Below are 17050 nucleotides of genomic sequence, written 5' to 3' on the forward strand. Positions count from 1 at the left end.
ACCTGCCATGCCCAAGATCGATATCCGCCGCCCGCACCAGTTGTCGATCGCCGAAGCCCGCGCCGTGGTCGACCAGGTTGCCGCGCGCATGCGCGAGAAATTCGGCATGGACGGGCGCTGGCAGGACGACACCTTGCTGTTTTCCCGCCCCGGCGTCAGCGGCTCGATCGCCGTCGGCAGCGACGCGATCCAGGTCAAGGCCGAACTGGGTCTGATGCTGGCGCCGCTGAAAGGCATGGTCGAGCAGGAAATCCGGCGCAAGCTGGACGAGCATTTCACCTGACCGCGGGCTGGTCGAGCCCGTGGTGATGATTCTTTAACCAAACACGCATCCGTGGCATAATCGTCGGCTTACGCAGCCATGACGGCTGTGCGTGAACCCCGGAACACATGGCCAAAGACGACGTCATCGAAATGGAAGGCACGGTCCAGGAGACCTTGCCGAACACCATGTTTCGTGTGCAACTGGAGAACGGGCACGTGATCATCGCCCACATCTCCGGCCGCATGCGCAAGCACTACATCCGCATCCTTACCGGCGACAAGGTCAAGATCGAAATGACCCCGTACGACCTGAGCAAGGGACGCATCACGTACCGCATGAAGTAAGTGCGGCGGCGTGGGGGCTGTCGCGCCTGCGCGCAGCGCTCCACACACGGGATGGTGGTGCCAGACATGACAAAGGCGGCGCAATGCGCCGCCTTTGCTTTGCCCGGCGTTCGGCTTATTCGACCACGGCCGGCAGCTTCTCGGCCGCCTTGCAGTCGACCTTCAACTCGCCATCCACCACGCTCAGGCGGACCACGCCACCCTCGGCCAGCTTGCCGAACAGCAACTCGTCGGCCAGCGCGCGCTTCACCTTCTCCTGGATCACCCGCGCCATTGGCCGTGCGCCCATCTGCGGGTCGAAGCCGTGCTCGGCCAGCCAGCGGCGGGCATCGGCGTCCACGTCCAGGCTCACCCGCTTCTCGGTCAACTGGCTTTCCAGCTCGATCAGGAACTTGTCGACCACGCGCAGGATGTGCTCGAAGTCGAGCGCGGCGAACTGGATGATCGCGTCCAGCCGGTTGCGGAACTCCGGCGTGAAGATGCGGCGGATCACTTCCATCGCGTCCGACTCGTGCTTCTGCTCGACGAAGCCCATGCTGCGCCGCGCGGCGATCGCCGCACCCGCGTTGGTGGTCATCACCACCACCACGTTCTTGAAGTTCGCCTCGCGGCCGTTGGTGTCGGTCAGCACGCCGCGGTCCATCACCTGCAGCAGGATGTTGAACACGTCCGGGTGCGCCTTCTCGATCTCATCCAGCAGCAGCACCGCGTGCGGATGCTTGGTCACCGCCTCGGTCAGCAGGCCACCCTGGTCGAAACCGACGTAGCCCGGGGGCGCGCCGACCAGCCGCGACACCGAGTGGCTTTCCATGTACTCGGACATGTCGAAGCGGATCATCTCGATGCCTAGCTGCATCGCCAGCTGCTTGGTCACCTCGGTCTTGCCCACACCGGTGGGACCGGCCAGCAGGAAGCAGCCGATCGGCTTGGACGGGTCGGCCAGGCCCGAGCGGGCCATCTTGATCGACGCGGCCAGCGCCTCGATCGCCGGGTCCTGGCCGAACACCACCATCTTCAGGTTGCGCTCGAGGTTGCGCAGCACGTCGCGATCGGACGCCGACACCTGCTTCGCCGGAATCCGCGCCATCTTGGCCACGATGTACTCGACCTCGCCCACGTCAACCTTGCCGGTGCGCTGATCCAGCGGCAGCAGCCGCTGGCGCGCACCCGCCTCGTCGATCACGTCGATCGCCTTGTCCGGCAGCAGCCGGTCGGGGATGTGTTTCACCGACAGGTCCACCGCCGCCTTCAGCGCCTCGTTGGTATACGCCACGTGGTGGTGTTCCTCGAAGCGCGAGCGCAGGCCCTTGAGGATCTCGATGCTGTCGGCCACGGTCGGCTCGACCACGTCGATCTTCTGGAAACGGCGGGCCAGCGCGCGGTCCTTCTCGAACACGCCGCGGTATTCCTGGAACGTGGTCGAACCGATGCAGCGCAGCTCGCCGGAAGCCAGCATCGGCTTGATCAGGTTCGACGCGTCCATGGTGCCGCCCGAGGCCGAGCCGGCGCCGATGATGGTGTGGATCTCGTCGATGAACAGGATCGCGCCGGGTTGCTTCTTCAGTTGCGCGATCACGCCCTTCAGGCGCTTCTCGAAGTCGCCGCGGTACTTGGTGCCGGCCACCAGCGCGCCGAGGTCCAGCGACCAAATCGTGGCGTCCTCCAGCACCTCGGGCACTTCGCCATCGACGATGCGCTTGGCCAGGCCTTCGGCGAGCGCGGTCTTGCCCACGCCCGCCTCGCCCACGTACAGCGGGTTGTTCTTGCGCCGGCGGCACAGCACCTGGATGGTGCGCTCGATCTCGTCGGTGCGGCCGATCAGCGGGTCGATCTTGCCTTCCAGCGCCAGCTCGTTGAGGTTGCTGGCGAACTCGTGCAACGGGTTGCCCTTCGGCTCGCCGCCCTCCTCGCCTTCACGCTCGCCGCCGGACACGCCCGCGGCGGACTCGTCGCCGATCTTGGCGATGCCGTGCGAAATGTAATTGACCACGTCGAGCCGGGTGATTTCCTGCTGGTGCATGAAATACACCGCGTGCGAATCCTTCTCGCCGAAGATCGCCACCAGCACGTTCGCGCCGGTGACTTCCTTCCGGCCGGAGGATTGCACGTGATACACCGCGCGCTGCAGCACGCGCTGGAAGCCCAGCGTGGGTTGCGTATCGCGCTCGTCGCCGGGCGGCAGCACCGGCACGGTCTCGTTGATGATGCGTTCCAGGTCGGCCGACAGCCGCGGCAGGTCCACGCCGCAGGCGCGCAAGGCCCCCAGCGCCGACTGGTTTTCGGTCAGCGCGAGCAGCAGGTGCTCTACCGTCATGAATTCATGGCGCTGTTCGCGGGCCTGCTTGTAGCAATGGCCGATGGTGACTTCCAGATCCTTGCTGAACATTCGGATCGTCTCCGCTTTGCATTGTGAGCGGCCTTCAACGCCGCAATGGGCACAAAATGGGGTCGCTCAGAGCTTTTCCATAGTGCACAACAACGGGTGCTGATGGGAACGTGAATATTCGTTGACGTGGGTTACCTTGGTTTCGGCCACTTCGCGGGTAAAAACGCCGCAGACGCCCCGCCCGCGGGTGTGTACGTGCAACATCACCTGCACCGCCTGCTCCTGGTCCAGGTTGAAGAAGGTGCGCAACACCTCGACGACGAAGTCCATCGGGGTAAAGTCGTCGTTCAGCAGCAGCACCTGGAACAGCGGTGGTCGCGCCACCTCGGGCTTCGCGGTTTCCAGCGCCAGGCCGCGGCCGCTGTCTTGCTCATGTTCGGGTTCGTGGGCCATGGTTTCTTGGGGTGTGATCTCTGATCCGAAGTATACGCCGCGGTGCCGCTTCCACTCCCGCAACGGTGTGACAAGGGAGGTGATGGCACAATGGCGGCTTTTCCAGCCCCCGCCCACCGCACCATGGCCGATTCCACCACTCCCGCCGAGATCTGGCGCCCGCACGTCACCGTCGCCTGCGTGGTGGCCGATGGCGAGCGGTATCTGATGGTGGAAGAAGAGGTCAACGGCCGGCTTGTCTACAACCAGCCGGCCGGCCACCTGGACGACGGCGAAAGCCTCGCTGCGGCGGCCCTGCGCGAAACGCTGGAGGAAACCGGCTGGACGGTGGAACTGCGGCACCTGATCGGCGTGCACCAGTGGCGCAGCACCGAGCACGGCGACGCGGTGGTCCGCTTCAGCTTCGCCGCCCGTGCGCTGAGCCACGACCCGGATCGTCCGCTGGATACCGACATCCGCCGCGCCCTATGGCTCACCCGCACCGAGATCGCCGCGCTGGGCGATCGCCTGCGCAGCCCGATGATCCTGCAGAGCATCGACCTGTGGCTGGGCGGACAGCGGCTGCCGCTGGATATTCTGAGTCATCTACCTGAAGGCGGCACGCCATGAAGGTGATGCTGGGCATTTCCGGCGGCGTCGACTCCTCGGTCGCCGCGCTGCTGCTGCAACAGGCCGGCTACCAGGTCGAAGGCCTGTTCATGCAGAACTGGGAAGAGGACGACCGCAGCGGTCCCTGCACCACCGACGCCGATCGCAAGGACGCCGTGGCCGTGTGCGGCCGGCTCGGCATCCCGTTCCATGCGCGCAACTTCGCCGCCGAATACTGGGACGGCGTTTTCGAGCACTTCCTCGCCGAATACCGCGCCGGGCGCACGCCGAACCCCGACGTGCTGTGCAATCGCGAGATCAAGTTCAAGACCTTCCTCGACGAAGCCCATGCCCTGGGCGCCGACAAGATCGCCACCGGCCACTATGCCCGCGTCGACTGCAAGGATGGCCGCTACCGGCTGCTGCGCGCGGTGGACGCGGCCAAGGACCAGAGCTACTTCCTGCACGCGCTGGGCCAGCAGCAACTGGCCGCCACGCTGTTCCCGCTGGGCGGGATCGAGAAGCCGCGCGTGCGCGAGATGGCCCGCGCGGCGGCCCTGCCGACCCATGCGAAGAAGGATTCCACCGGCATCTGCTTCATCGGCGAACGCGATTTCCGCGGCTTCCTGTCGCAGTACATTCCGGCTCGTCCCGGCGAGATGCGCACCCCCGACGGCGAGCTGATCGGCGAACACCAGGGCGTGATGTACTACACCCTGGGCCAGCGCAACGGGCTGGGCATCGGCGGTCGCCACGGCGCCAGCGGCGAGGCCTGGTACGTGGTCGGCAAGGACGTGGCGGCGAACGTGCTGTACGTCGCCCAGGGCGGCGAGAACCACTGGCTGTACTCGCAGCGGCTGCAATCGGAGACACCCACCTGGGTCGACGCTGCCGCGCCTGCCGCGCAGTTCCGCTGCACCGCGCGCACCCGTTACCGCCAGGCCGACCAGGCCTGCACGGTCAGCATGACCGACAGCGGCCTTGAGGTACGCTTCCACGAACCCCAGCGCGCCGTCACCCCCGGACAGTCGGTGGTCCTCTACGATGGCGAAGTCTGTCTCGGCGGCGCGGTGATCGCCGCCACCGATGCACCTTACGGCGGCCTGCTGCCGGCATTCGCTCCATCCTCCACATCCCCAGCAAGAGAATCGGCATCCCGTGTTTGAAACTTTTTCCATGACTGAAGAGCGCGTGATCGCCCTCGCCGGCCTGTTCCAGGCTTGTGCGCTGGCGCAGCAGCTGGCCAACGAAGGGCGCTGCGACGAAGCCGCGATGGAGGCCAGCGTGGCCAGCGTGTTCCGCATCGATGCGCCTTCGGTGGTCGGCGTGTACGGCAACATCTCGAACGTAAGGCTCGGCCTGCGTACCCTGATCGCACAGCTGGACGAAAGCACCCCCGACATGTCGGTGACGCGCATGACGGTGACCGTGATGCGGCTGGAGCGCAGCCTGTCGGCGCGCGCGGACCTGCTCGACAAACTGCAGCATGGCATCGTTGCCGCGCAGCGGCAGGTCGAGCATTTCGGTCAGGATTCCAGCCAGGTCAACAGCCGGCTGGCCGAGGTCTACGCGTCCACCCTGTCGATCCTCAAGCCGCGCGTGATGGTCAGCGGCAACCCGCAGCAACTGCAGCAGGCCAATGTCGTGGAAAAGGTACGCACCAACCTGCTTGCCGCAGTGCGCTCGGCAGTGCTGTGGCGGCAACTCGGCGGGCGCCAGTGGCAACTGCTGCTGTACCGGCGCCAGTGCAGCATGCTGGCCCGCGGCCTGCTGACCGGAGCTACGCTGGACAACCGCTGACGGCGGCGGAAAAGCAAACGGCGGGCTGATGCCCGCCGTTTTCCGTCCATGGGTGGAACTCCGTTGCGATAGACCGTCTGTCACTCATTCCGCGCAGGCAGCATGCCGCCTGCGCATTGCATCAGAATGACACTTCGCCGAACACGCCGATCTCGTTGGTCTTGGTGTTCTGCACGTGCGGCGGCACCGGGGTGGCGACCGACTTGTCGACCTTGCCGTGCTTCCACACGCCGGCCAGCTTGAAGCCCTTGGTCACCTGGTACTCGATACCGGCGTTGTAATAGGTGTCCTTGGCCTCGCGATCCAGGCTCTTGCTGAGCTTGGAGCTGTCGTAGCGGGCGAACAGGTTCACGTCGTCGGCCACCGCTACGCTGCCCCAGACCGAGTAACCATCGGCCTTGTCGGCGAGCGGGCTGAGCACGTTGTTCCAGTTCTTCGCGGTGAAGTACTCGGCACCGAGGCGGAAGTCCTTGCTGGCATAGGCCACCATGAAGTCGCCGCGCTCGGCGGTATGCACCGCGTCGATGTTCTCGGTCTCCTGGCCGCGGTGGCCGCTGTAGCCGCCGATCCCCACCACCATGTTCTCGAACGGCACGAAGCCCACGCGGCCTTCGAAGTCCACGCCCTTGCTGCGGCCCGGGTTCTTGTAGCCGTTGCCGTTGACCACCGACACCGCATAGTTGAGCGACTTGCTGGCGCCGATGTCACCGCCCAGGTGCAGGCCCCAGTCGGCCGAGTTGCCGTACTTCAGGCGATCGGTGATGGTGTTCTCGACGTAGCGGAAACCGTAGTACTTCTCGACGAACGGGATCCACGGCATGTCGCTCGAACCGATGCGGAACACCGCGGCCTGGTCGAACTTGCCCTGCACGTAGGCCTTCTTGACGAACACGCTGGTCTGGCCGTCGCTGCTGGCATAGTTGAAATCGGTGGTGAGGTTGGCCGACCAGATGTCGTTGAACTTGTGGTCGACGCCGAGGTAGAAGCGCTTCACGTCCAGGCCGATGCCGGACTTGTCGCTCTTGCCCTTGTCGCTGTTCTTGTCGTCGATGCTGGTGAAGTCGAAGAACATCTTGCCCGACAGCGTGGTGTTGTTGACCGCCTTCTCCAGCGCGGCGAGCTTCTTGTCGCTGGCCGTGGTCACGTTGGTGGCCTTCTCCACCGCCTGGCCGGTGCTGACGTTGATGTCGGACTGTGCGTCGGTACGCTGCTCCAGTTCCTCCACCTTGGCCTGCAGCGCGGCCAGTTGCGCCTTCAGCTGCTCGACTTCGCTGCTGCTGGCGGCGGCCGTCCTGTTCTGCGCCGGTGCCGCGGAGGCGGCAAAACTGGTCAGGCCAAGGCCGGCGGCAATCGCCACCGCAATCAATTTGGAACGCATGTGATTCTCCGCAAGTGGATGGAAAGCATCTCGATCGCCCCGTCGATCCGATGGCTGGCTAGCGATTGGTTAACAAGTCTGCCGGAGGATTTTTACGGTTGGGTGCCGCTTTGATGACATATTCAAGACAGCGCATTCGCCAAGCCGCGGAAGTGTCGCATCTCACGCCGCGTGACGCGGCTGATATGCTTCGCCGATGGATATTCTCAGCAACAGCATCGCGCCGCGCATGGCCGAGCGGTTTCGCGGCTTCCTGCCCGTGGTGGTCGACGTGGAAACCGGCGGCTTCGATGCCGAACATGACGCCCTGCTGGAAATCGCCGCGGTGCCGTTGGCGATGGACGAAGGCGGCTACCTGAAGTTGCAGGCCACCGTGTCCACGCATGTGGAACCGTTCCCCGGTGCGAACCTGGACCCGCGTTCGCTAGAGATCACCGGCATCGACCCGACCAACCCGCTGCGCGGCGCACTGGCCGAGCGCCAGGCGCTGGACCATGTCTTCCAGGTGGTGCGCGAGGCGGTGCGCGAGGCCGGCTGCCAGCGGGCGATCCTGGTCGGTCACAACGCCGCGTTCGATCTGGGCTTCCTGAACCAGGCGGTGCGCCGCTGCGGTCACAAGCGCAATCCCTTCCACCCGTTCAGCTGTTTCGATACGGTCAGCCTTGGCGGCCTCGCCTACGGCCAGACCGTGCTGAGCAAGGCGGTGCTGGCCGCTGGCCATGCGTTCGACAGCCGCGAGGCGCATTCGGCGGTGTATGACGCCGAGCGCACCGCCGAACTGTTCTGCAGCGTGATCAACCGCTGGCGTCAGCTGGAACTGTTCGAGCAGGCCCACAGCGGGCTCGACGCGGCCTGATCCCAGTCGTAGGGCGGGCACCGCCCGCCGGCTTTTGACCCGGGAGCGGCAAAGCGGCGGGCACTGCCCGCCCTGCCGCAAAGTGGCCATATGACAGTTTGTCATACAGCTGAAACATTCATTTCATCCAATGGCAACACGAAAAGCCTGAAATGGCGGGGTCGCATCCGACTTCCCTCCAAGGAGCTACCGTGTTGACCATCAACAAACTCCCGCTTCGCTTCGCCGCCGTCGCCACGCTTGCCGTGGCCTCGACCTTCGGTGTGGCCGCGCACGCCACCGACATCACCGGCGCCGGCTCCAGCTTCGTCTACCCGGTCATGTCCAAATGGTCGGCCGCGTACGCGGAGAAGACCGGCCACCACCTCAACTACCAGTCGGTCGGTTCCGGCGCGGGTATCGCGCAGATCAAGGAAGGCACCATCGACTTCGGCGCCTCCGACGCGCCGATGAAGGCCGAGGACCTGCAGAAGTACGGCCTGGGCCAGTTCCCGATCGTGGTCGGCGGCATCGTGCCGGTGGTCAACATCGCCGGCGTGCAGGCGGGCCAGATCAAGCTGGACGGCACCACCCTCGCCGACATCTTCCTGGGCAAGATCACCCACTGGAACGATCCGAAGATCGCCGCGCTGAACGCCGGCCTCAGCCTGCCGGCCGGCAAGATCACCGTGGTGCATCGCTCGGACGGCTCGGGCACCTCGTTCAACTTCACCAACTACCTGTCCAAGGTCAGCAACGAATGGGCGACCAAGGTGAAGTTCGGCACGGCCGTGGAATGGCCGACCGGCGTGGGCGGCAAGGGCAATGAAGGCGTCTCGCAGTACGTGCGCCAGATCAAGGGCTCGATCGGCTACGTCGAATACGCCTATGCGGTGAAGAACAAGATCAGCTGGGTCGACCTGAAGAACGCCGCCGGCAACGTCGTTTCGCCGACCGCCGCCAGCTTCGCCGCCGCCGCCGCGACGGCCGACTGGGCCAGCGCCAAGGACTTCAACCTGATCATGACCAATGCACCGGGCGACCAGGCGTGGCCGATCACCGCCACCACTTGGGTGATCATGTACAAGTCGCCGAAGAATGCCGGCAACAGCAAGGTCGCGTTCGACTTCTTCAAGTCCGCCCTGGAGCAGGGCCAGCAGGCCGCCAGCGAACTGGACTACGTGCCGCTGCCGACAACGCTGGTCAGCCAGATCGAGGCGTACTGGGCGTCCGAGTTCAAGCATTGATGCAGTAAAGCGCACTCCCCCGCCGGCTCGGTCGGCGGGGGAGTGCGAGTTTCCATCCCGCACCACTGGACCACCATGCCAGCGATCGAAACGGCCATCTCAACCACCGACATCCTGGAACAGCGCAGCCGTCGCGATGCCCGCCACGAGCGGCTGTTCCGCTGGGTGTTGAAGGGCTGTGCGCTGATCGTGCTGGCGTCCCTGCTCGGTGCCGCCGGCGCCACGCTGTGGGGCGGCCGCGACGCGTTCGGCACGTTCGGCTGGCACTTCCTGGTCAGCTCGGAGTGGGACCCGGGCAACGACGTCTATGGCGCCATGGTGCCGGTCTACGGCACGGTCGTTACCTCGTTCATCGCGCTGTTGATCGCGGTACCGATCAGCTTCGGCATCGCGGTCTACCTTTCCGAAGTCGCACCTGCCTGGCTGCGCACGCCGGTGGCCTCGGCGATCGAGCTGCTGGCCGGCATTCCTTCGATCATCTACGGCATGTGGGGCTTGTTCATCTTCGCCCCGTTCTTTGCCGATCACATCAAGCCGTGGTTGACCAGCAACCTCGGCAACAAGCCCGACGACGGCAAGCTATCGTGGGTGGCCGAACACGTGCCGTTCGTCGGCAAGCTGTTCGGCAGCGACTACCCGTTCGGCGCCAGCATCCTGGTCGCCGGCATCGTGCTGGCGATCATGATCATCCCGTTCATCTCCTCGGTGATGCGCGAGGTGTTCCAGACCGTGCCGACCCGGCTGAAGGAGTCGGCCTATGCGCTGGGCTCCAGCACCTGGGAGGTGTCGTGGGACATCGTGCTGCCGTACACCCGCTCGGCCGTGATCGGCGGCATCTTCCTCGGCCTCGGCCGCGCGCTGGGTGAGACCATGGCGGTGACTTTCGTGCTCGGCAACGCCATGCACCTGTCGGCCTCGCTGCTCGATCCCGGCGCCTCGATCGCCTCGACCATCGCGAACCAGTTCAGCGAGGCGGCCGGCCTGCAGAAATCCGCGCTGATGGCGCTGGCCTTCCTGCTGTTCGTGGTCACCTTCTTCGTGTTGCTGATTGCGCGATTGATGTTGCGCCGGCTGGCCAGCAAGGAGGGTCGCTGATGAATTCGCCCTACCTGCGCCGCCGCATCACCAACGCGCTGGCGATGGTGCTGAGCACGCTGGCCACCCTGATTGGCCTGGCGTTCCTGGCCTGGATCCTGTGGGAAACCCTGCGCCAGGGCATCAGCGCGCTGGACCTAAAGCTGTTCACCAAGGTGACCGCCTATGGCGAAGACGGCGGCCTGCTCAACTCCATGGTCGGCAGCCTGGTGATCAACTTCATCGGCATCGGCATCGCCACGCCGATCGGCGTGCTGGCCGGCACCTGGCTGGCCGAGTACGCGAACCGCACCCGGCTGGGCGAGTCGATCCGCTTCCTCAACGACATCCTGCTGTCGGCGCCGTCGATCGTGATGGGCCTGTTCGTCTACACCATCATCGTGCTGCCGAGCACCGCGCTCACCCACGGTTCCACCACGTTCTCCGGTTTCGCCGGCGGCGTGGCGCTGGCGCTGATCGCGCTGCCGGTGATCGTGCGCACCACCGACGAGATGTTGCGGCTGGTGCCGTCCACCCTGCGCGAGGCGGCGTTGTCGCTCGGCGTGCCGCAGTGGAAGCTGACCCTGCAGATCCTGATCCGCGCCGCGCGCTCGGGCATCATCACCGGCGTGCTGCTGGCGCTGGCACGGATCAGCGGCGAGACCGCACCGTTGCTGTTCACCTCGTTCGGCAACAACTACATGGCGATCAACCCGATGGACAAGATGTCCAGCCTGCCGCAGATCATCTACCAGTACGCCAACGATCCGGGCGACGCGATGCACGCCCTGGCCTGGGCCGGCGCGTTCGTGATCACCATGTTCGTGCTGCTGCTGAGCCTGGCCTCCCGCCTGATCCTTTCCCGCACCAAGGTGTCCCATGACTGATTCCGCCCTCGCCACGAACCCGGCACCGGTGGCGGCAGCGGCGGCTGTCGCTCCGAAGCTCGTCGTGCGCGACCTGCACTTCTACTACAACGGTTTCCAGGCGCTGAAAGGCATCAGCATGGATATCCCGGAGAAGCAGGTCACCGCGATCATCGGTCCGTCCGGCTGCGGCAAGTCGACCCTGTTGCGCATCTTCAACCGCATCTACGCGATCTACCCGAAGCTGGAAGCGAAGGGCTCGATCGAACTGGACGGCGAGAACATCCTGGACCCCGGCTATTCGCTGAACCGCCTGCGCAGCAAGGTCGGCATGGTGTTCCAGAAGCCGGTACCGTTCCCGATGACGATCTTCGAGAACGTCGCCTACGGCATCCGCCACCACGAGAAGCTGTCTAAGCCGGACATGGAAGGCCGCGTGGAGCAGGCGCTGCGCAGCGCCGCGTTGTGGGACGAGGTGAAGGACAAGCTCAAGCAGAACGCGCTTGGCCTTTCCGGCGGCCAGCAGCAGCGCCTGTGCATCGCCCGCGCGATCGCGCTGCGGCCGGAAGTGCTGCTGCTGGATGAACCGACCTCGGCGCTCGACCCGATCGCCACCGGCCGCATCGAGCAATTGGTGGAAGAGTTGAAAAGCCAGTTCACCATCGTCATCGTTACCCACAACATGCAGCAGGCGGCGCGCGTCTCCGACCTCACCGCCTTCATGTACCTGGGCGAGCTGATCGAGTTCGACCAGACCGAGAAGATCTTCACCAAGCCGGGCAAGAAGCAGACCGAGGATTACATCACCGGGCGCTTCGGCTGATAAATAACTTCCCTCTCCCGCGGCGACCATAGGGAGTCCCTTTATGGGTGAGAGGGGTTGGGGTGAGGGTACGGGCGAAGCCTCGACGCTTCGCTCCGCCCGCACCCTCATCCGCCCCTGCGGGGCACCTTCTCCCGAGGGGAGAAGGAAACAAGACATGAGGCAGCACATGAACACCGGCACTGACCACATCATCAAGAGCTACGACAGCGAGCTGACCCGCCTCACCGGCGAAATCGTGCGCATGGGCGAGCTATCGGTGACCCAGCTGGAAGCCGCCATCGACGTGCTGGAACGCCGCGACGAGCGCGCTGCCCAGCGCGTGGTCGGCAACGACGACGCGATCGACCAGCTGGAACAGGAAATCGGCCACGACGTGGTGCGCCTGCTGGCGCTGCGCGCGCCGATGGCCGGCGACCTGCGCAACGTGTATGCCGCGCTGCGCATCGCCTCGGACATCGAACGCATCGGCGACTACGCCGCCAACGTCGCGAAGCGCTCGATCCCGCTGTCGATGGTGGCGCCGGTGGCGCCGGTCGGCGGCCTGCACCAGCTGGCCAAGCTGGCCGCCGGCGAAGTACGCGAGGTGCTGGCGGCCTACCGCGATCGCGACGTCGAGCGCGCCTACCAGGTGTGGAAGGACGACGTGGTGCTGGACGAGGCCTATACCGGCTACTTCCGCCAGCTGCTCACCTACATGATGGAAGACCCGCGCAACATCACCCCGTGCACCCACCTGCTGTTCATGGCCAAGAACATCGAGCGCATCGGCGACCACGCCACCAACATCGCCGAGAACGTGTGGTTCCAGGTCACCGGCGAGCCGCTGGACAAGCAACGCAGCAAGCGCGACCTCACCTCGAGCCCGGAAATCACCAAGCTCGGCGAGTAGGCGTTCGCCGGTTCCCGCTAGCTCGCCGTGAGCTTGAGGCCCACGATACCTACCAGGATCAGCGCAACGCACAGCAGCCGCGGCAGCGTGGCCGGATCGCCGAACAGCACGATGCCCAGCGCCACCGCGCCGACCGCGCCGATGCCGGTCCAGATCGCATACGCGGTGCCGATCGGCAGCGTCTTCACCGCCATCGCCAGCAACACAATGCTGGCCGCCATGGCCGCCAGCGTGCCAACGCTGGGCCAGAGCCGGCTGAAGCCGTCGGTGTACTTGAGACCGATGGCCCACACGATTTCGAACAAGCCGGCCAGCAGCAGATAGATCCACGCCATGATGACGCTCCTCGGTTTGCTGCAGGGCCGTCCCCGCGATGGGAAAGTGCGCGGAGTCGTCCCCGCGCCGGCGAGCAATTACGGCAGCTCGCGCGTCTCGCGGCGTCGCTTGATGCCGCGCACGATGCCGTAGCTGCCGATCAGCAGCCAGGCTACCTGCATGATGAACGCCGACAGGTTGAAGCTGCCGAAACCCAGCGACAGCATCACGCCGATCGCACCCAGCACGTTCATCAACTGGTAGACCAGACCGCTGCCCTGCAGCTTGCGCTCCTGCAGCAGGAAAAACGCCAGCAGCACCAGCGCCACGCCGAGGTAACCGGCCCAGTCGTACCAGAAGAAGCTCATCGTTTCGCGCTCCGCTGGCGCAACGCCTCGAACAGCACCACGCCGGTGGCGACGGAGACATTGAGGCTTTCCATCGTGCCCGGCATCGGGATCTTCGCCACGAAATCGCACAGCTCGCGGGTGAGCCGGCGCAGGCCCTCGCCTTCGCTGCCCAGCACCAGCGCCACCGGCCCCCTGAAGTCGACGCCGTAGACTGTGGTGTCCGTGTCGCCGGCCAGGCCGGTGATCCACACGCCGGCATCCTTCAATTCGCGCAGCGTGCGCGCCAGGTTGGTCACCGCGATCAACGGCACCCTATCGGCGCCGCCGGCCGACGCGCGGCGCACCACCGGGGTCAGCCCCACCGCGCGGTCCTTCGGCACGATCACCGCGGTGACTTTCGCCGCCGCCGCGCTGCGCAGGCAGGCGCCAAGGTTGTGCGGGTCGGTGACACCGTCGAGCACCAGCACCAGGGTGTCGCTGCCGTCGCGCTCCAGCAGAGCGGCCAGGTCGCTCTCATGCGCCGCCGGCGCCGCCTCGTAACGCGCCGCCACGCCCTGGTGGCGTGCCTCGCCGGCCAGCTTGTCCAGCTCGTCGCGCGGGCGATGCTGCACCGGGATCTTCAGCTTCTTCGCGCGCTCGGCCAGATCCAGCACGCGGGCATTGCGTTGGCCGTTCTCGACCAGCACTTCGCGCACGCGCTCGGCGTCGTTGCTCAATGCACCTTCGACCGGGTTGATCCCGACGATCCAGCTCTCGCTCATGGCTTGCCTTTCGGTTTCGGTTTGCGGCCGCCGTGCTTCTTCGGCGCCGGCGGGGCGGCAGCCGGGGCCGGCCCGCGTTTGGCGGAACCGCCCTTGCGCGGGCGACGGTCGGACGACGGCTCGACCCTGCGGCCCTGATGCTGGCCGCCGGCATGCTGGCGCGCTGCCGGCGGCTGTGCACGCGGCGGCGGATTATCGCTCGCCGCGGCCTTGCGCGGGGCCGGCGCCGGTGCGGCAACCTCGGCCTCCTTGCGGCCGAAGGCGCGGCCGATCGCCTTGGCAGCGCGATCGAACATGCCCGGTGCCTTGGTCGTGGCGGCGGCCTTCTTCGGCAGCGAATAGCGCTCGCCCGCGGCAGCATAGTCATACGCCTTGCCGCTGCCCGCCGGCGCCGGGGCCGACGTGCGCGGCGAAACCAGGCGGAAGTCGATCTTGCGATCCTCCAGGCTGGCGCGCAGCACCTGGATGCGCACATGGTCGCCGAGGCGGAACTGCGCGCCGGTGCGCTCGCCCTTCAGCAGTTTGCGGATCGCGTCGAAGTGGTAGTAGTCGTTGACCAGCTGGCTGATGTGCACCAGGCCGGACACCTTCGACTCGTCCAGTTCCACGAACAGGCCGAACGAGGTGACACCGGTGACCACGCCGTCGAACTCGCTGCCGATGTGCTTTTCCATCCACGCGCACTTGAAGCGCTCGTCCACGTCGCGCTCGGCTTCCTCGGCACGGCGCTCGCGCTGCGAGCAGTGAATCGCCATCGCCGCCATTTCGGCGGGCGTGTAGGTGTAGTCGGTCGGCTTGCGGCCGGTCAGCGCGAAACGGATCGCACGATGCACCAGCAGATCCGGATAACGGCGGATCGGCGAGGTGAAATGCGCATACGCCTGCAGCGACAGGCCGAAGTGGCCGCGGTTGTCGGGCTGATAGGCAGCCATGCTCTGCGAGCGCAGCAGCACGTTCTGGATCAGCTCGCGCTCGGGGCGGTCGTGCACCATGCGCAGGATCTCGGCGAAATCCGCCGGCGTCACTTCCTCGACCGGTGGCATGCGCAGCTTGAACTCGCGCAGGAACTGCTGCAGGTCCTCGTACTTCTCCGCCGGCGGCGGCTCGTGCGCGCGGAACAGCGCGGGGATCTTCTTCTTCTCCAGGAACAGCGCCGCCTGCACGTTGGCGGCGATCATGCATTCCTCGATCAGCTTGTGCGCGTCGTTGCGCTCGGTAGCGCCCATCGATTCGACGCCGCCGGTCTGGTCGAGGCGGAACTTCACCTCCGGCGTCTCGAAGTCGATCGCACCGCGGCGCTTGCGCTGCGCCGCCATCGCCTTGTACAGCGCGTGCAGGTTCTCCAGCTGCCGCAGCACGTCGGCCACCTCGTGGCGCGCATCCTTCTCGCGCAGGCCCACGGCCTGCCACACCTTGTCGTAGGTGAGCCGCGCGTGCGACAGCATCACCGCATCGTAGAATTTCGACTTGGCCACGTTGCCTTCGGCGTCGACCAGCATGTCGCAGACCATGCACAGCCGCTCGACGTTCGGGTTCAGTGAGCAAATACCGTTGGACAAGGTCTCCGGCAGCATCGGCACCACGAAACCGGGGAAGTAGGTCGAGGTGCTGCGCTCGTACGCCTCGCGATCCAGCGCGTTGCCGACCTGCACGTAATGCGAGACGTCGGCGATCGCCACGATCAGGCGCCAGCCGCCGCCGCGCTTGGGCTCGGCATATACCGCGTCGTCGAAGTCGCGCGCGTCGGCGCCGTCGATCGTCACCAGCGGCAGCTGGCGGATATCAGTGCGACCCTCGCGCTCGGCGGCGGTCACCACCGATTCCACCTGCGCCGCATCGCGCAGCACCTCAGGCGGCCATTCGTGCGGCAGGTCGTGGCTGGCGATCGCCATTTCCACCACCAGCGACGGCTGCAGGCGTTCGCCCAGCACCGCGCGGATCTCGCCGATCGGGCCGCGCTGCGAGGTCGGCGGGTCGGTGATCTCGGCCACCACGATCTGGCCGGAACGGGCTCCCAGCTCGCGGCCGGGCTTGATCATCACGTCCTGGTTCAGGCGGCGGTCGTCCGGCGTCACCAGGGTCACGCCATCGTCGATCACCACCCGGCCGACCAGCCGCGGCGAACGCCGCTGCAGCACTTCGGCGATCGCACCCTGCCGGCGCCCGCGGCGGTCGATGCCGACCACGCTGGCCAGCACGCGGTCGCCGTGCATCACCGCGCGCATCTGCTGCGGCGACAGGTACAGGTCGTCGCCGCCCTCGTCCGGACGCAGGAAGCCATAGCCCTCGGCATTGGCCAGCACCACGCCGGCGATCAGGTCGAGTTTCTGCGTCGGCGCGTAGCCGCCGCGCCGGCCCAGCAGCAGCTGGCCGTCGCGCACCATCGCGGCGAGTCGTTTGCGCAGCGCCTCGAGGTCGGTTTCATCATGGATATCCAGTGCCTCGGCGATGCGCGCCTCGGTCAGCAATTCGCCGCGCTGCTCGAGCAGGTCGAGGATCGCCTCGCGGCTGGGAATCGGGCGCGCATAACGCTGCGCCTCGCGACTGGCATGGGGATCGCGCACGGCGCCTGCGGCAGCCTTGTTGCGCTTGTCGGGTGCAGCGGCGGCTCGCGGCGCCCGTTTGGCGGGCTTCTTTGCGGAACGCGAGTCCTGGGGATTGCCGGAATGGGGGGGAGTTTTTCTGGTCACTCAAGGTCCTTGTGATGTTTGCGCCGCGGAGAATGCCACGTCG

At 66.1% G+C, this 17050-nt stretch carries 18 protein-coding genes; 11 read left to right on the forward strand and 7 right to left on the reverse strand.

The genetic code is table 11. The features are described 5' to 3' along the window. Nucleotides 1–7: 7 nt before the first annotated feature. Together ABIE04_RS00955 and infA are read left to right on the forward strand one after the other, a co-directional pair. Entirely contained in the window at nt 8–283 is a 276-nt protein-coding gene (locus ABIE04_RS00955; RefSeq protein WP_354546727.1) for a polyhydroxyalkanoic acid system family protein, read from the forward strand. 107 nt (nt 284–390) lie between these two features. Further along, complete coding sequence (infA, locus tag ABIE04_RS00960) at nt 391–609, forward strand: translation initiation factor IF-1 (RefSeq protein ID WP_007508585.1); 219 nt, start codon at nt 391–393, stop codon at nt 607–609. 115 nt (nt 610–724) lie between these two features. Here the strand turns inward: infA and clpA are convergent, their stop codons facing one another. Together clpA and clpS are read right to left on the reverse strand one after the other, a co-directional pair. Beyond that, entirely contained in the window at nt 725–2995 is a 2271-nt protein-coding gene (gene clpA, locus ABIE04_RS00965; protein ID WP_354546728.1) for an ATP-dependent Clp protease ATP-binding subunit ClpA, read from the reverse strand. Nucleotides 2996–3061: 66 nt separating this feature from the next. Next, the gene (gene clpS, locus ABIE04_RS00970; RefSeq protein WP_056385807.1) at nt 3062–3388 is read right to left on the reverse strand and encodes an ATP-dependent Clp protease adapter ClpS; all 327 of its coding nucleotides are present in this window, start codon (nt 3386–3388) and stop codon (nt 3062–3064) included. Between the two features lie 123 nt (nt 3389–3511). On the opposite strand from clpS, the gene ABIE04_RS00975 reads away from it, so the two are divergent. Genes ABIE04_RS00975 through hflD form a run of 3 tightly spaced genes read left to right on the forward strand, consistent with a single transcriptional unit; the run spans nt 3512 to nt 5776 of the window. Then, a complete protein-coding gene (locus ABIE04_RS00975) occupies nt 3512–3997 on the forward strand; it encodes an NUDIX hydrolase (protein ID WP_354546729.1) in 486 nt (161 codons plus the stop codon). Next, entirely contained in the window at nt 3994–5142 is a 1149-nt protein-coding gene (mnmA, locus tag ABIE04_RS00980) for a tRNA 2-thiouridine(34) synthase MnmA (RefSeq protein ID WP_354546730.1), read from the forward strand. Before ABIE04_RS00975 ends, mnmA begins: the two co-directional genes overlap by 4 nt. A gap of 10 nt (nt 5143–5152) precedes the next feature. After that, on the forward strand, nt 5153–5776 hold the full coding sequence (hflD, locus tag ABIE04_RS00985) for a high frequency lysogenization protein HflD (protein WP_354546731.1): 624 nt from the start codon (nt 5153–5155) through the stop codon (nt 5774–5776). 121 nt (nt 5777–5897) lie between these two features. Here the strand turns inward: hflD and ABIE04_RS00990 are convergent, their stop codons facing one another. Further along, nucleotides 5898–7154 carry a porin gene (locus ABIE04_RS00990; RefSeq protein ID WP_354546732.1) on the reverse strand — a complete coding sequence of 419 codons (1257 nt, stop codon included), beginning with the start codon at nt 7152–7154 and terminating at the stop codon, nt 5898–5900. A gap of 196 nt (nt 7155–7350) precedes the next feature. On the opposite strand from ABIE04_RS00990, the gene rnt reads away from it, so the two are divergent. The 6 genes from rnt (at nt 7351) to phoU (ending at nt 12891) form a co-directional block, all read left to right on the forward strand. After that, nucleotides 7351–8010, forward strand: coding sequence for a ribonuclease T (rnt, locus tag ABIE04_RS00995; protein ID WP_354546733.1), 660 nt, complete (start codon nt 7351–7353; stop codon nt 8008–8010). A gap of 194 nt (nt 8011–8204) precedes the next feature. Beyond that, nucleotides 8205–9236, forward strand: coding sequence for a phosphate ABC transporter substrate-binding protein PstS (pstS, locus tag ABIE04_RS01000; RefSeq protein WP_354549736.1), 1032 nt, complete (start codon nt 8205–8207; stop codon nt 9234–9236). Between the two features lie 75 nt (nt 9237–9311). Next, nucleotides 9312–10331, forward strand: coding sequence for a phosphate ABC transporter permease subunit PstC (pstC, locus tag ABIE04_RS01005; RefSeq protein ID WP_354546734.1), 1020 nt, complete (start codon nt 9312–9314; stop codon nt 10329–10331). After that, nucleotides 10331–11197 carry a phosphate ABC transporter permease PstA gene (pstA, locus tag ABIE04_RS01010; RefSeq protein ID WP_354546735.1) on the forward strand — a complete coding sequence of 289 codons (867 nt, stop codon included), beginning with the start codon at nt 10331–10333 and terminating at the stop codon, nt 11195–11197. The genes pstC and pstA overlap by 1 nt, the downstream gene beginning before the upstream one ends. Continuing rightward, complete coding sequence (pstB, locus tag ABIE04_RS01015) at nt 11190–11999, forward strand: phosphate ABC transporter ATP-binding protein PstB (protein ID WP_354546736.1); 810 nt, start codon at nt 11190–11192, stop codon at nt 11997–11999. The genes pstA and pstB overlap by 8 nt, the downstream gene beginning before the upstream one ends. A 169-nt stretch (nt 12000–12168) precedes the next feature. Further along, nucleotides 12169–12891, forward strand: a complete 723-nt coding sequence (gene phoU, locus ABIE04_RS01020) for a phosphate signaling complex protein PhoU (RefSeq protein ID WP_354546737.1) — start codon at nt 12169–12171, stop codon at nt 12889–12891. A gap of 17 nt (nt 12892–12908) precedes the next feature. On the opposite strand, the gene sugE is transcribed toward phoU, so the two are convergent. The 4 genes from sugE to rnr form a co-directional block, all read right to left on the reverse strand. Further along, on the reverse strand, nt 12909–13226 hold the full coding sequence (sugE, locus tag ABIE04_RS01025; RefSeq protein ID WP_354546738.1) for a quaternary ammonium compound efflux SMR transporter SugE: 318 nt from the start codon (nt 13224–13226) through the stop codon (nt 12909–12911). 78 nt (nt 13227–13304) lie between these two features. Continuing rightward, nucleotides 13305–13574, reverse strand: a complete 270-nt coding sequence (locus tag ABIE04_RS01030; protein ID WP_354546739.1) for a CBU_0592 family membrane protein — start codon at nt 13572–13574, stop codon at nt 13305–13307. Further along, the gene (gene rlmB / locus ABIE04_RS01035; protein ID WP_354546740.1) at nt 13571–14317 is read right to left on the reverse strand and encodes a 23S rRNA (guanosine(2251)-2'-O)-methyltransferase RlmB; all 747 of its coding nucleotides are present in this window, start codon (nt 14315–14317) and stop codon (nt 13571–13573) included. The genes ABIE04_RS01030 and rlmB overlap by 4 nt, the downstream gene beginning before the upstream one ends. Then, nucleotides 14314–16881: a ribonuclease R gene (gene rnr / locus ABIE04_RS01040; protein WP_354546741.1), complete on the reverse strand. Its 2568-nt coding sequence runs from the start codon at nt 16879–16881 to the stop codon at nt 14314–14316. The genes rlmB and rnr overlap by 4 nt, the downstream gene beginning before the upstream one ends. Nucleotides 16882–17050 lie beyond the last annotated feature (169 nt).

The organism is Rhodanobacter soli (genome assembly GCF_040548735.1).
Classification (GTDB): domain Bacteria; phylum Pseudomonadota; class Gammaproteobacteria; order Xanthomonadales; family Rhodanobacteraceae; genus Rhodanobacter; species Rhodanobacter soli_A.